This window comes from Kribbella speibonae (assembly GCF_004331375.1).
Classification (GTDB): domain Bacteria; phylum Actinomycetota; class Actinomycetes; order Propionibacteriales; family Kribbellaceae; genus Kribbella; species Kribbella sindirgiensis.
In genome coordinates, this window is sequence record NZ_SJKC01000010.1 from 83,743 (window position 1) to 97,578 (window position 13,836).

The following is a 13,836-nucleotide window of genomic DNA, read 5'->3' on the forward strand; positions in this document are numbered from 1 at the left end:
GTGAGTTAACGTCCCGGCACGGGGTCCGCCCTTTCCACCCGGGAGTCAGCGTGACGACACAAGGCAAGCCGCGGAAGGCGGCCGTCGCCGCCTGGATCGGCAGTGCGCTCGAGTACTACGACTTCTTCATCTACGGAACCGCAGCAGCTCTGGTCTTCGGCAAGGTCTTCTTTCCGTCCTCCGAACCGGCGACCGGCACGCTCCTCGCACTGGCCACCTTCGGCGTCGGCTATCTCGCCCGCCCGGTCGGTGCTTTCGTCCTCGGCCACGTCGGCGACCGCTACGGCCGCAAGCGGGTGCTTGTCACGACACTGGTGATGATGGGTACGTCGACATTCCTCGTCGGCTGCCTGCCGACCTACGACCAGGTCGGTGTGCTCGCTCCGGTCCTGCTCGTCATACTCCGGCTCCTGCAGGGCTTCTCCGTGTCCGGCGAGCAGGCAGGCGCCAACTCGATGACCCTGGAGCACGCACCGGAGCACCGCCGTGCGTTCTACACGAGTTTCACGCTCAACGGCACCCAAGCGGGGCAGATCATCGCGACCGCGATGTTCCTGCCGATCGCGGCGCTACCAGAAGATCAGTTGCTCAGTTGGGGCTGGCGGTTGCCGTTCTGGTTCAGCGTGATCGTCGCCGTCGCCGGCCTGATCATTCGACGGTCGCTCGAAGAGACGCCGCTGTTCGAGCAGGAGGTCGCCACGAGCACGGTCGCCAAACTGCCGCTCGCCGTCCTGTTCCGGGAGCACTGGCAACAGGTGCTGCGCGTCACCACCGCCGCCGTGATCGCGTCGGTCAGCACGATCTTCACGGTGCACGCACTGTCGTACGCCGTGAACACGATGAAACTGGAGCGAACGACGATGCTGTGGGTCGGCGTGCTCGCGAATGTCGCCGCAGTGATCTCGATCCCCTTGTGGGCGAACCTGTCCGACCGGGTCGGGCGCAAGCCGGTCTTCATCGGCGGCTCGATCGGATGCGCGGTGCTGATGTTCGGCTACCTCTGGTCGATCTCGACTGGCACGTACGCGCTGATCTTCTGCTTCGGCATCGCCATGTTCGGGATCGTCCACAGTGCGACGTCCGCGGTCTGGCCGTCCTTCTACGGCGAGATGTTCCCGACCCGGGTGCGACTGTCCGGGATGGCGATCGGCACCCAGATCGGCTTCGCCATCGCCGGCTTCGCACCGACCGTCGCCACTGCGATCGCCGGCACCGCACCGGAGAGCTGGCTCGGTGTATCGGCGATCATCGCACTGATCTGCATCGTCAACGTCGCAGCAGTCGCCACCGGCAAGGAAACCTACCGGGTTCGCACCGAGTCCCTCGGCAAGCCGATCGAGGTCACGGTGTGAGCGACTTTCGCGTGTACGCCATCCGCTACGCCGAACGCGACGCCGTTCGCGGCGAACACTTCCACGGGTACGATGCCCGCGCGGCCGAACCGCACCCGACGTCGTACTACGTCTGGCTCGCAGTCTCGGACCAGCACACCGTGCTGATCGACACCGGCATCGCGCCGGCCCGCGCCGCCGGCATCGCCGGACTCCGCTACCGCACGTCCCCAGTGAACGCCCTGGCGGCCCTTGACGTCACACCAGACGCCGTCGATCACGTGATCCTCACCCACCTGCACTACGACCACACCGGCACCGCGCACCAGTTCGGGAACGCGAAGTACGTCGTACAGGACGCCGAGCTCGGGTACTGGACCTCCCACTGGCCGGCCCGCGTCATCCGGGAGAGCTGGCTACTCGAAGACGAGGATCTCGCACACCTGCAGGAAGCCGAGACCGACGGGCGGTTGCTCCTGGCAACTGGGGACATGACGATACTGCCCGGTCTCAGCGTCCATCTGGTCGGCGGTCACACCGCGGGAATGCAGGTCGTACGCGTCCGGACCGCCGTCGGCACCTTCGTCCTGGCCTCCGACGCCAGCCATTTCTACGAGAACATCGAGGACGATCGCCCGTTCCCGATCCTGTCCACCATGACCGGCACGTACGGCGCCTTCGACCGCATCAAGCAACTGGCCGACTCCCCCGACCACATCGTCGCCGGCCACGACCCCCTCGTCCTCGACCGCTTCCCCCGCCTGACACCAGACATCGCCGTCATCGCCGGCTAGAGGGCGCACAACGCGGCCGCGGGACGCTCACCGCCGATCGTGGTTCCGTCTGATCGCGATGTCGTCGGCCGAGATTCCTGGCGCCGGGTCGGCAGTTACGCGGACCTGCGTCGCACGACCGGTGTCGGCCTCGACGAACGACAACGGCGGGCGGCCGTCCTGCAGATACTTGTCGCCCCATTGCATCAGCGACAAGAACACCGGCAGCAGATCCTCGCCCGCCTGGGTGAGCCGGTACTCGTCGCGAGCCCGCTGTCCCGGCTCCCGGTAGGGAACGTGCGCGACGATCTGCGCTGACTTCAATTGCTTGAGTGCCCGCGACACCGCCGGCGCCGATGTCCCGATCCGCGTCACGAAGTCTTCGAACCTCGTCGTGCCGTAGAAGCATTCACGGACGACCAGGAACACCGTCTTGGTGTTCAGCAGGTCCAGCACCCGCTCGGCCGAGCACCCGTCACCGATCGACCACGTCTCCCGGTCGCGCAACCGCTCCTCGAAACCCATCGCCACCTCAGCAGTGTAACTAACGCTTGCGTTAGTCAGCAGCCTGATGATTCGATCTGACTAACGATGCCGTTATCCAGATGGAGGACGCAGTGGTTGCAGTGATGGGCAGAGTCGCCGTGGTGACCGGCGGCAGGCGTGGCCTCGGTGCGGCGCTGGTGGACGAACTGTTGGCACACGGAGCGCGAAAGGTGTATTCCACAGCGCGCACGACGTACGCCGACCATCGCCCGGAGGTGGTCACGGCCGAACTCGAGGTCCGCTCTACGGAATCCGTCGCCGCCCTCGCCGAGCTCGCCCCGGACGCCGAGATCGTGTTCAACAACGCCGGCGTGCTGCTCCCGGCCGCACTGCTGACCGGCGACCTCGAGAAAGCCACCGAGACATTCGAGGTCAACGTCTTCGGGCCGCTCAGGCTGGCGCGAGCGTTCGCGCCGATCCTGGCCGCGAACGGCGGAGGCGCGCTCGTGAACATGCACTCCGTACTGTCCTGGCTGGCAGGCAGCGGCGCCTACGGCGCATCCAAAGCAGCGGCCTGGTCGATCACGAACGCCCTCCGGGTCGAACTGGAAGGCCAGCACACCCAGGTGGTCGGCGTGCACGCGGGATTCATCGACACCGACATGGTCTCGGCCATCAACCTGCCCAAGTCGACGCCCGCCGACGTGGCAGCGCGGATCATCGATGGCCTGGAAGCCGGTGAGGCGGAGGTGCTCGCCGACGACGTCAGCGCCAGCGTCAAGGAAGCCCTGTCCGGTCCCGTTGAGCAGCTGACCCTCGCAGCCGTCCGCTGACACCCCGCCATCCAAGGAGTACCGAGTATGCCGCTGTGGACGGTTCATCACACCCCCGGAATCTTCACTGACGACGACAAGCACCAACTTGCCGCCGGCATCGCCGACCACTACCAACAGGTCGGCCTCCCCCGCTTCTACGTGGTCACGCTGTTCCACGAAATGCGGCCCGAGGACTTCTACGTCGGCGGTGAACCATGCCCAGCCGGTGTCCGCATCACGATTGACCACATCGCCCGGCACAACCCCGATCAGGAGGCCCGCCGCCGAACCGCCCGCTGGATCGACCGCATCCTGCAGCCACACCTCGAAGGAAAGGCAGGCCTGCACTGGGAGTTCCATGTCGACGAGACCAGCGACGAACTGTGGATGATCAACGGCGTCGTGCCACCCCCAGGAGGCTCCGACGCCGAACAACACTGGGCGAAGACCAACGCGACGTCCAGCTATTGACCGCTGGCCGGTATGACACAGGGCGTCAACGCGAGCGGATCACGGATTCGAGAAGGTCGATGCCGACTCCGATGGCGTCCTCGGCGATGTCGAAGGTCGCACTGTGGTGGGGGCCTGGACTCGAGGCGCCGATCATGATGTAGGCGCCCTGGCCGCCGCGGGCCTGAACGTGCCGGATCAGGAGGTTGGCGTCGTCGCTGCCGGCCAGGGTCTGGGTCCGGATCACGTCGAGCACACCCGGCTGCGCGGTCGCGGCGCCGACGATGCGGTCGATCAGTTCGTCGTCCGGTGTGAGTGTTGCGGACTGCCCCATCACAGCGACCTCCGCGTCGACTCCTTGCGCCGCTGCCGTGCCGGCCACGATGGAGCGGATCCGGTCGACCAGTTCGTCGACAACGACATCGTCGGTCGCCCGGGCCTCACAGGTGATCACCGCCGACGACGGGACGATGTTCACGCCGTCCCCGGCGACCAGGGTACCGACGTTCAGTCGGGTGTCCGCGGAGCTGAAGCGGGGCACGGCCATGATCGCCAAGGCGGACATCGAGGCCGCGAGCAACGCATTGCGCCCAGCCTCCGGCGCACCGGCCGCGTGCGAGGCCAGGCCGTCGAAGTTGACCTTCAGCTTGCGGGTCGCCATCCCGCCGGTGAAGCTGCCTACCACGGCGCCGACCGGGAGCCCGCCGGACATATGGACGGCCAGCATCCGATCGATGCCGTCGGCAACTCCCGCGTCGATCATCGTCTGGGCGCCCCGCACGCCTTCCTCCGCGGGCTGGAACAACACGCGCAGCGAACCGGCGAAGTCGTGATCGGCAAGGCGATGCAGAAGACCCACGCCGATGGTCGCGTGAGCATCGTGGCCGCAGGCATGCATCGCCCCGTTGGTCGCGGCAAACCCCTGAGCGGCCGGGAAGTGGTCCGGCTCGGTCGACTCGCTCATCGGCAATGCGTCGATGTCCACCCTCAGTCCCCAGCGCGGTCCCGGCCGGCTTCCTTCGAGGTCGACCACCTGCGCGGTCCCGTTCTCCCGGAAGTACCGAGCCCGCTCAGGTACCGCGCCCGCCGCGATCGCGTCGGCCTCCCACCGGTCCAGTGTTTCCGGAAGCGGGTAGTCGACGACGCCCGAGAGGTCCTGTGCCGCCTTACCGGTCAGAACTGCGACCGGCAGGCCGGCGATGGCCCGCTCGATCCGGGCCGCGGTGCCGATCTCCGCGAACGCGGGCTCCGGATTGCGGTGCAGTTCCCGGCGAAACTCTCGGAGCTGCTCGAACTCCACACCAGACCTCTTTCCTGAAGGCGAAAACGTCCGCTCAGGTTAGGGACCGGTACGGCGATTCCCGGCCTGATGCAGCGAAGTCGGCACGAAACACCACGATCCGGGCCGATCGCTGCACGGACTCAGTCCTCGAACACCGGCTGGCTGCTGACCGGGACGTAGCGCAGCCGCCGGCTGTCCAGATCGAGGATGTACCCGGTGCGCTTCGCGATCCGGGGCACGATCCAGCGATCCTTGATCAGCACCCGGGGGAACACCGCCCCCAGCTTGCTCTCGATGTCGTCCAGCTCCTGCAGGTTGTGCAGCCAGAGAAACACCGCCAGGTTCGCCTGCCCCGTGACCGACGCGCAGAAGCGCACCTGGTTCAACTGCCGGAACGACGCCACGATGCGCTCGAGGTCCGGGTGCTGGACGTTGAGCCACAACACGGCGCCGGCCGAAAAGCCGAGCAGTGTATGCGCGAAGTCGACCCGCCACCGCACCCAGCTCGCGGCCAGCAGCGCGTCGATGTCGCGCGAGACCACCGACAACGAGCGGCCCAGCTCGCGTTGCAGCTCGGCCGTGGTACGGCGTACGTCGGTGCCGAGAGCATCGATGATGTCGCGATAGGCGGCCTTGCGTTCGGTCGGCGGGTCGGACGGCCGCAAGCGGTGCAGAGCCTTGACCTGGTCGTCGCCCAGAGCTTGCAGCCGCCAGCCCGAGCCTTCCAGGAAGACGGTGCGCAGATAGTGCGTCCGGGTTCCGACGATGCCCGGTGTCACCGAGATGTGCTCGTCGATGTAGCGATCCATCGACAGCAGGCTGTGGGTCGTGATCATGATGTAGAGATCGCGAGGCCCGGACGTACAGTGCACGCTGAAGATCGGTCCCTGCCGGGCCAGTTCGGCGATCACGTCACCGCGGCGGCCGGGCGCACAGCGGATCTCGACCAGCGCGGACACCGTCGGCTCCTGCGACCGGGCGCCGGCGCCTTCGAAGCAGCTCGTCCAGACCTGCCGTTCCTTGGTCAGGGTCGACCACCGGCGCGAGATCGTGGACGGGTCGACCCGCAGGACCCGGCCGAGCTGTGCCCACGAGACCCGGGGGTGGATCTGCAGCGCGTGGATGATCTGCAGATCTAGCGTGTCGACCATGCGCAGCATCATGCGCCCGGATACACCAGGACTCCAGTGATCGTGCACGGCACGGTCCGCTGAGCGGAAAAGCGGGATCCGGTCGGCCCGCTCTGTTGCCGATCCGTGCAGCATCGGTAACGCCCCGGAAACCGGTCCGATCGCGGTGTGCGGCACCAGATCGTGCAGCCGCGACCCGGTTTGGCGCAATTCCTTGCGCACTCGGTTCCGGACCACCTCGAACCGATGACGTCGGTCCTAGGCTCCACGCCACTGTTCTCCTGGCCCTGTTGGAGGAGCCGTGTTTCGTCAATCTGCTGTTCCCCTGGCGCTGCTCGCCACGGCCGGCCTGTTGGTCGCCGGATGTGGCGGACCGGCGAGCTCTGCATCCCGCGACACGCTGAGTATGTCGCTGAACACCGACCCTGCGACGTTCGATCCCGCACTGGCCAAGGGCGGTGACGACTACACGGTGGGCCGCTTGCTGTTCGACACCGTCGTACGCAAGGACGAGGGCAACACCCTGGCGGGCGGGATCGCCAAGGAATGGAAGGCGATCGACGCCTCGAACTACCGGTTCACGATCCGTGACGGGCTGAAGTGCTCGGACGGTAGCGCGATCACCCCGTCGGTGGTCGCGGCGTCTTTGGCGAGATTCGCTGCGAAGGACACCGGGTCGTCCGGCCGCACGCTGGCCATGGGCTCGGCAACGGCGACGTTCACCCCGGACGACAAGACCGGCACAGTGACAGCCAAGCTGTCCAAGCCATGGTCGGACTTCCTGACCGGGCTCACGCTCCCGCAGGCCGGGATCGTCTGCCCCGCCGGGCTTTCCGATCTGAAGGGTCTGGCGGCCGGTACGGTGAAGGGCGCGTTCTCCGGCCCGTACGCCCTGACATCATCGCAGGCCGCTGTCTCGTACCAATTGACGTTGCGCGACGACTACGACGCCTGGCCGACCTTCGCGAAGCCGCTCGCCGGCAAGCCGGCCAAGCAGCTGAACCTGATGCCGATCACGGACCCGGCAACCATTGCCACGCAGCTGCTCTCCGGCAGCCTGGACGTCGGCGGGGTGAACGACCAGAACGTCGTACGGTTCGCGGACAACAGCAAGTTCACCAGTAGGACGTCGGCCAACACCACGACATACCTACTCTTCAACGAACGGCCCGGCACGGTGTTCGCGGATCGGCCCGACCTGCGGACCGCGGTCGCCCAGGCGATCGACGCCCAGGCCTTCAGTGACATCATCAGCGGCAAACGGGGCACGACGATCGCCACTGTCGGATCGGACAAAGTTGCCTGCGTCAACACCGACAGGAAGGCCCTCGTCGCCGGGAACGCCGCGGCTGCCAAGGCGAAACTCGCCGGTTTGAAGTTCCGCGTCGTCGGTACGACGTTGTTGCGCGGCGGCAACGACTACATCGGCGAGGCGCTCCGCAAGGCCGGCGCGAACGTCACCGTCAGCTCACTCGACAACGCGAACTGGGCCACCGTGACAGCCGCCGGCGGCAAGGACTGGGACGTCAACGTCCAGGGCGACAACAACCAACTGGGCACGTTGACGTCCTCGCTGTTGCGAGTGATGGGGCCGGCGACCGAGGACGGCGGCCGGAACAAGATGGGCGTCGTCAACGACGTGGGCTACGGGTACGTCCAGAAGGCGATGAGTGAGGTCGACAGGTCCGCGCAGTGTGCCGCCCTGCAAGGCGCGCAGAAGTCGTTCCTCCAACGCGTCGACGCGATCCCGCTGGCCGTGCTGCCGACGACGATCATCACGGCGAGCGGCGTCGGCATCCGGCAGTTCGACGACTACGTCGACCCGGCCACGGTCCGGATCGACGGATAGGCGACGCCGTCATGGTTCATGCCGAGACAGTTGCCGGACGCCGCACCGGCTCGCCCTGGCTGCCTTTCGCCGTACGCCGGTTACTCGGGCTCGTGGCGATCTTCGTGGCGCTGCTGGTGGTGTCGTTCCTGATCGTCCAGCTCATTCCGGGCGATCCGGCGGCGGGGCTCGCCGGAGCCGACGCCGACCTGGCCGATATCGCGCGCGTCCGGCACCAACTCGGGCTCGACCAGCCGCTGGGGCAACGGTTCAGCGACTACGTCGGCGGCGTCTTGTCCGGCGACCTGGGGACGTCCTTCATGTACCGGCAGCCGGTGCTGACGATCATCGACAACCGGCTGCCGTTCACCGCGACGATCGCGCTGAGCGCGATCACGATCGTGCTGCTCGTTGCGATCCCGCTGGGGATGCTGATCGGTGTTCTGACCCAGGGCGGCCGGCGCCGATGGCTGGACACCGGCTTCGGGTTCGTCACCGGCTTGCTCGACTCGGTGCCCGGTTACGTGATGGCGACGTTCCTGGTGGTGATGTTCGCCCTCGGCATCGGCCTGCTGCCGTTGTTCCCTCCGGCGTACACGCCGCGGTTCGGATCCGCGTCGTTCGTACTGCCGGTCGCGGCGATCGTGATCGGGCCGATCTGCACTGTCTCCCGGGTGGTCCGGCGGGAGACGGCCGTTGTGCTCGGCAACGACTACCTGCGGACCGCGCGCGGCTGGCGCCTGCCGGCCTGGAAGCGGTACGTCAAATGGGCGCTGCCGAACCTCCTCACCAGCACCCTGACCGTCAGCGGACTGGTGCTGACCGGACTCATCGGCGGTGCGGTCGTGATCGAGTCGGTCTTCGCGCTGCCCGGTCTGGGCAGCGGCATCATCAAGGCCATCCTGGATCGCGACTACCCGGTCATCCAGGCGATGGTGATCGTGATCGGCATGATCGCGGCGCTGATCAACCTGCTGGTCGACATCCTGCTCGGCCTGATCGACGAACGGACCCTCGGAGGATCGCATGTCTCGACGTAGGAACCTCGGGCTCGTTCTCGGCCTGGGCCTGCTCGCCGTGATCGCCGTGATCGCGATCCTCGCACCGATCCTGTTCGCCGGCCGGGCCGGCGAACTCGGCGCCCGGTTCGCTCCCCCTTCGGGCGGCCACTGGCTCGGGACGGACGCGGCGGGCCACGACGTCCTGCTTCGCAGCCTGGTCGCCACCCGACTCACCCTGCTGATGACCGCCGCAGCGACGGCGATCGCGGTCGTACTCGGCGTTCTCCTCGGCACCAGCGTGTGGCTGATGCGGCCACGCGCACGCGAGCTCTGCCTGCGGGTGATCGACGCGATGGTGGCGTTCCCAGGTCTCCTGCTTGCTCTCGTGGTCGCCGCTGTCCTCGGCGCGGGCAGTGCGTCCGCCGTGATCGCGATCGGGCTGGCCGGCATCCCGTACTTCGCTCGCCTCACGGGGAACCTCGCTGCGAAGGTCTCCCAGCAGGAATTCGTCTCGACCGCCAGGCTGCTCGGCGTGACGCCGGTCCGGATCGCGTTCCGGCATCTGTTGCCGAACATGTCCGAACCACTGCTCGTCCTGTCCGCCTCGACGTTCGCGAGCACGCTGACGGCCATCTCGGCTCTCTCGTTCGTGGGTCTCGGTGTGCAGTCACCGTCGTACGACTGGGGAAAGCTGCTCAACGAGGCACTGCCGTCCTTGCTCGCGGACCGACCCTTCCAGTTGGTCGGACCCGCGGTGCTGATCATCGTCACCGGACTCGCCGCGATCCTGATCGGCGACGGCCTCGCTGCGACTGCCAGTCCACGGACGGCAACGGCCGTCCCGAGCCCTGCGAAGCGAACGAGTCGGGGCACCCCGCGCGACGGCTATCTGGTCGATGTGCAGGATCTGTCCGTCGAGTGCGACGGCAAGTCGCTGGTCAAGGGGATCTCGTTCGGGATCAAGCCGGGCGAGATCCTCGGGATCGTCGGCGAGAGCGGTTCGGGCAAGACGCTGACCGCCCTGTCGCTGGCACAGCTGCTGCCTGACGGCCTCGACTCCACCGCCACCCGGATGACGCTGGGCGACCTGGATCTGCTCGGCGCGGTCCCGCCGGACCTGATGGCCCAGACCGTCGGGCTCGTCTACCAGGACCCCGGCTCGACGTTCAATCCCGCGCTCCGGATGGGGACACAGCTCACCGAAGTACTGCGCACTCATCGGCGCCTCGGCGGGGCCGAGGCCAAGCGCCGCATCCTCGAAGCACTCCGCGTGGTCCGGCTGTCGAAGCCGGAGCAACGACTGAAGCAGCATCCGCACGAACTGTCCGGCGGGATGCGGCAGCGAGCGATGATCGCCGCCGCGCTGGCGACCGAGCCGCGCCTGATCGTCGCCGACGAACCGACCACCGCTCTGGACGTGACCGTGCAGGCCGAGATCCTGCGCGAGCTCAAACGGGTGAACACGGAGTTCGGCACCTCGATCATGATCATCTCCCACGACATCGGCGTGGTCCGCGCACTGTGCCACCGGGTGCTCGTGATGTACCAGGGCGAGCTGGTCGAGGAGATCGAGGCCGGCCGTCTCACCGTCGCGTCCGCGCAGCACCCGTACACCAAGACCCTGCTCGAAGCCACCCCCGAACTCACTCTGGAGAACGCGCATGGCTGACGCACCGGCGATCGCGGTCCGCGACCTCGAGGTGACCTACGGCTGGGGCCGCAGTACGACCCGGGTCCTGCACGGAGTCGACCTCGACGTTGCCAAAGGCAACACAGTGGCCGTGGTCGGCGAGTCCGGGTCGGGCAAGTCCACCCTGGCCAAGGCGCTGGTGGGCGTGGTGCGTCCCTCGGCGGGCAGCGTGCGGATCGGTGGCACCGATGTCACCGGCGCTCGCGGCGCACGGCGGACGGAGCTGCGACGCAAGGTGCAGATGATCCCGCAGGATCCGTATTCGTCCCTGGATCCTCGGCGCACGATCGGTGCGGCGCTGGCCGAAGCGGTGGACCCACGGCGGGCGAACATCGGCCGCCATCAGGACGAGATCGTGCAGTGGCTCGAAACGGTCCGGATGCCGGCCGACACGGTGAAGCGGTATCCGCACGAGCTCTCCGGCGGACAGCGGCAGCGCGTCGCGATCGCCCGCGGACTCATCGTCCGGCCGGAGGTCGTCATCGCCGACGAGATCACCTCGGCGCTCGATGTCTCGGTGCAGGCGGAGATCCTCCGGCTGATCGTCCGGCTGCGCGTCGAACTCGGCCTGACGATGGTGTTCATCTCGCACAACCTCGCCGTCGTACGGCAGATCAGCGACGAGGTCGTGGTGCTGTACCGCGGCGACGTCGTGGAGCAAGGTACCGCCGCTCAGGTCTACGCCGCACCGCGCCACGAGTACACGCGAGCGCTTCTGAACGCCGTGCCCGGCGCTCCGGGGTTCGATATCGAACCCAGTCGGCGGGAGGTGGCATGAGGCTCGTCAACGCCGACATCATCGACGGCACCGGAGCGGCGCCGATCCGCGGCGGGGTTCTCGACATCACCCCGGACGGCCGCATCGGCTTCGTCGGCACGGCCGCCGAGGCGCCACCCGTCGTGGCCGGGACCGACGTTCGGGATCTGCGCGGAAAGACGTTGCTGCCCGGCTTCATCGACTGTCACGTGCACCTCGGATTCAGCCTGACGGACGGTCCGTTCCATGTCGTCCAGAACGATCCGGCGCTGGTGGTGCTGGAGTCGGCGGCACGGATCCGGGCCACGCTCGAGGCCGGCGTGACGACGGCACGTGATCTGGGCGGTCTGACTCTCGGATTCAGGGAGGCGATCGACCGGGGGCTGATCCCGGGACCTCGGCTGCAACTCGCCGTACGCCCGATCAGTCATACGGCCGGGCACGGCGACATGCATCTGCACGGCGGACATGTGGTGCACACGCTGCCCGGGATGATGGAGCTGGCCGACACGGTCGACGAGGTCCGGAAGGCGACCCGGCGGGTGCTGCGCGACGGCGCCGACCTGGTGAAGATCTGCACCACCGGCGGGATGGGCAGCCGGCACGACCAGCCCGATGACGAAGGGCTGCGGCTCGACGAGGTCCGCGCGATCGTCGACGAGCTCGACCGGCACGGCGGCAGGCCGGTCGCCGCGCACGCGCAGGGGCGCAAGGGGATTCTGACCGCGCTCCGGGGCGGAGTCAGAAGCGTCGAGCACGGCTACGGCATCGACGACGAAGGGCTCGATCTGCTCGGCGAGCGTGGGACGTTCCTGGTGCCGACGCTGTCGACGGTGTTCGCGATCGACAAGGACGCCATGCAGCCGTACCACTACGCCAAGAAGGTGAAGTGGTCGGAGATCACGAAGGAGAACATCGGGAACGCGATCGCGCGCGGGGCACGGATCGCGCTCGGGACCGACGCCGGCGTCTGCCCGCACGGCGAGAACCTGCGGGAACTCGACCACTTGGTGCAGCTCGGCATGTCACCGATGGCGGCGATCGTGGCCGGAACGCGGACCGGCGCGGAGCTCCTCGGGATCGCCGGTCAGGTCGGCACGCTGAAACCCGGCCTGCTGGCCGATCTGATCGCGACGGACGCCGATCCGCTCCAGGAGATCAAGGCGCTCGGCGATCCGGCCCGCATCCAGCTCGTCGTCACCGGCGGCACGGTGGTCAAGGACCTGACCGAGCGGTTCGCCTAGCGGACCGAATTCACGGTCGGGCATCCCGGCAGGCGCTTACGATCCGGCCACAACGCTGTTCGACCTCGTGTGATCCCGACCATCGAAGGGTTCCTCATCGTGAGATTCTCTGTCTTCACTGCCTCTACTCCGACCTGGACGCCCGAGGAGGCGGTCCAGAAACTGGCCGCGCAAGGCTGGGACGGGATCGAGTGGGGCCTGATCGACAGCCCGCCCGCCGACGTGCCGGGCTTCTGGGAAGGCAACCTGTCGCACCTGCCGCTGAGCGGCATCGAGGAGAACATCGACCGGTACCGGGATCTGACCGCTGGTGCCGGTCTGCAGATCTCGGCGATCGCAGGCTACTCCGATGCCAGTCCCGAGAACCTCGACAAGATCGAGCGCCTGCTGGCGGTCACGGCAGCGATCGGCGGCCGCCAGGTTCGCGTCAACTCGCCGATGCTGACCACCGGCGAGTCCTACCCGGCACTGATGACCGAGACGCGGAAGCACTACGCCTGGATCGCGGAACGCGCCGCCGAGCATGGCGTGAAAGCACTGGTCGAGACACACCACCGGCTGCTGACCGCCTCCGGTTCAGCCGCGCTGCGCCTGCTCGACGGACTGGACCCGGACCATGTCGGAGTCATTCACGATCTCGGCAACACCGTGATCGAAGGCCAGGAGGACTACCTCGGCGTCTTCCAGATGCTGGGCGACTATCTCGCCCACATCCACGTCAAGAACGCGGTGTGGGAACCGCTGGAGGGTCTGGATCCCGAAGGCGCGACCGTCTTCGGTCACCGGTGGGCGCCGCTTCGCCGCGGCCAGGCCAGCGTCTTCGCGTACTTCGCCGCGCTTCGGCTGGTCGGGTACGACGGCTGGGTGACGGTCGAGGACTTCAGCCAGGAACTGCCGCTCGAGGAGCGAACCCTCGACAACCTCACGTATCTCAAGGCGGTTGAGCAGCGCGTCGCCGCCACGCCCTGGGAGGAGTTGCGGATCGACGAACGGTCATCGCGGATGAACCGCATTCTCAAGCAGTGATTCCCGCGATCCCCGACGAGAGG

Annotated in this window: 13 protein-coding genes; 10 read left to right on the forward strand and 3 right to left on the reverse strand. The window is 67.5% G+C overall.

The annotated features are described in order from the left end of the window. Positions 1-50 precede the first annotated feature (50 nt). Together E0H92_RS42915 and E0H92_RS42920 are read left to right on the forward strand one after the other, a co-directional pair. The gene (locus E0H92_RS42915; protein WP_131500354.1) at positions 51-1,352 is read left to right on the forward strand and encodes an MFS transporter; all 1,302 of its coding nucleotides are present in this window, start codon (positions 51-53) and stop codon (positions 1,350-1,352) included. Continuing rightward, the gene (locus E0H92_RS42920) at positions 1,349-2,125 is read left to right on the forward strand and encodes an N-acyl homoserine lactonase family protein (protein WP_131500355.1); all 777 of its coding nucleotides are present in this window, start codon (positions 1,349-1,351) and stop codon (positions 2,123-2,125) included. The genes E0H92_RS42915 and E0H92_RS42920 overlap by 4 nt, the downstream gene beginning before the upstream one ends. Before the next feature lie 27 nt (positions 2,126-2,152). Here E0H92_RS42920 and E0H92_RS42925 read toward each other — a convergent pair whose 3' ends face one another. Next, on the reverse strand, positions 2,153-2,629 hold the full coding sequence (locus tag E0H92_RS42925; protein ID WP_131500494.1) for a winged helix-turn-helix transcriptional regulator: 477 nt from the start codon (positions 2,627-2,629) through the stop codon (positions 2,153-2,155). Between the two features lie 104 nt (positions 2,630-2,733). Here E0H92_RS42925 and E0H92_RS42930 point away from each other — a divergent pair, with 104 nt between their 5' ends. Continuing rightward, positions 2,734-3,423, forward strand: a complete 690-nt coding sequence (locus E0H92_RS42930; protein ID WP_238173843.1) for an SDR family oxidoreductase — start codon at positions 2,734-2,736, stop codon at positions 3,421-3,423. A gap of 27 nt (positions 3,424-3,450) precedes the next feature. Then, positions 3,451-3,876, forward strand: coding sequence for a tautomerase family protein (locus E0H92_RS42935; protein ID WP_131500357.1), 426 nt, complete (start codon positions 3,451-3,453; stop codon positions 3,874-3,876). A 25-nt stretch (positions 3,877-3,901) separates the two neighbouring features. Here E0H92_RS42935 and E0H92_RS42940 read toward each other — a convergent pair whose 3' ends face one another. Further along, positions 3,902-5,155 (reverse strand): amidohydrolase, encoded by a 1,254-nt coding sequence (locus tag E0H92_RS42940; RefSeq protein WP_131500358.1) that lies wholly within the window; start codon positions 5,153-5,155, stop codon positions 3,902-3,904. 122 nt (positions 5,156-5,277) lie between these two features. Beyond that, positions 5,278-6,288, reverse strand: coding sequence for an Lrp/AsnC family transcriptional regulator (locus tag E0H92_RS42945; protein WP_165550290.1), 1,011 nt, complete (start codon positions 6,286-6,288; stop codon positions 5,278-5,280). 280 nt (positions 6,289-6,568) lie between these two features. Here E0H92_RS42945 and E0H92_RS42950 point away from each other — a divergent pair, with 280 nt between their 5' ends. The 6 genes from E0H92_RS42950 (at position 6,569) to E0H92_RS42975 (ending at position 13,813) form a co-directional block, all read left to right on the forward strand. Beyond that, positions 6,569-8,116 (forward strand): ABC transporter substrate-binding protein, encoded by a 1,548-nt coding sequence (locus tag E0H92_RS42950; RefSeq protein WP_131500360.1) that lies wholly within the window; start codon positions 6,569-6,571, stop codon positions 8,114-8,116. 11 nt (positions 8,117-8,127) lie between these two features. Next, positions 8,128-9,135: an ABC transporter permease gene (locus E0H92_RS42955; RefSeq protein ID WP_131500361.1), complete on the forward strand. Its 1,008-nt coding sequence runs from the start codon at positions 8,128-8,130 to the stop codon at positions 9,133-9,135. After that, on the forward strand, positions 9,122-10,765 hold the full coding sequence (locus E0H92_RS42960; RefSeq protein WP_131500362.1) for a dipeptide/oligopeptide/nickel ABC transporter permease/ATP-binding protein: 1,644 nt from the start codon (positions 9,122-9,124) through the stop codon (positions 10,763-10,765). Before E0H92_RS42955 ends, E0H92_RS42960 begins: the two co-directional genes overlap by 14 nt. After that, a complete protein-coding gene (locus tag E0H92_RS42965; protein ID WP_131500363.1) occupies positions 10,758-11,564 on the forward strand; it encodes an ABC transporter ATP-binding protein in 807 nt (268 codons plus the stop codon). Before E0H92_RS42960 ends, E0H92_RS42965 begins: the two co-directional genes overlap by 8 nt. Beyond that, a complete protein-coding gene (locus E0H92_RS42970; RefSeq protein ID WP_131500364.1) occupies positions 11,561-12,787 on the forward strand; it encodes a metal-dependent hydrolase family protein in 1,227 nt (408 codons plus the stop codon). The genes E0H92_RS42965 and E0H92_RS42970 overlap by 4 nt, the downstream gene beginning before the upstream one ends. A gap of 99 nt (positions 12,788-12,886) precedes the next feature. Further along, positions 12,887-13,813, forward strand: a complete 927-nt coding sequence (locus E0H92_RS42975) for a sugar phosphate isomerase/epimerase family protein (RefSeq protein WP_131500365.1) — start codon at positions 12,887-12,889, stop codon at positions 13,811-13,813. Positions 13,814-13,836 lie beyond the last annotated feature (23 nt).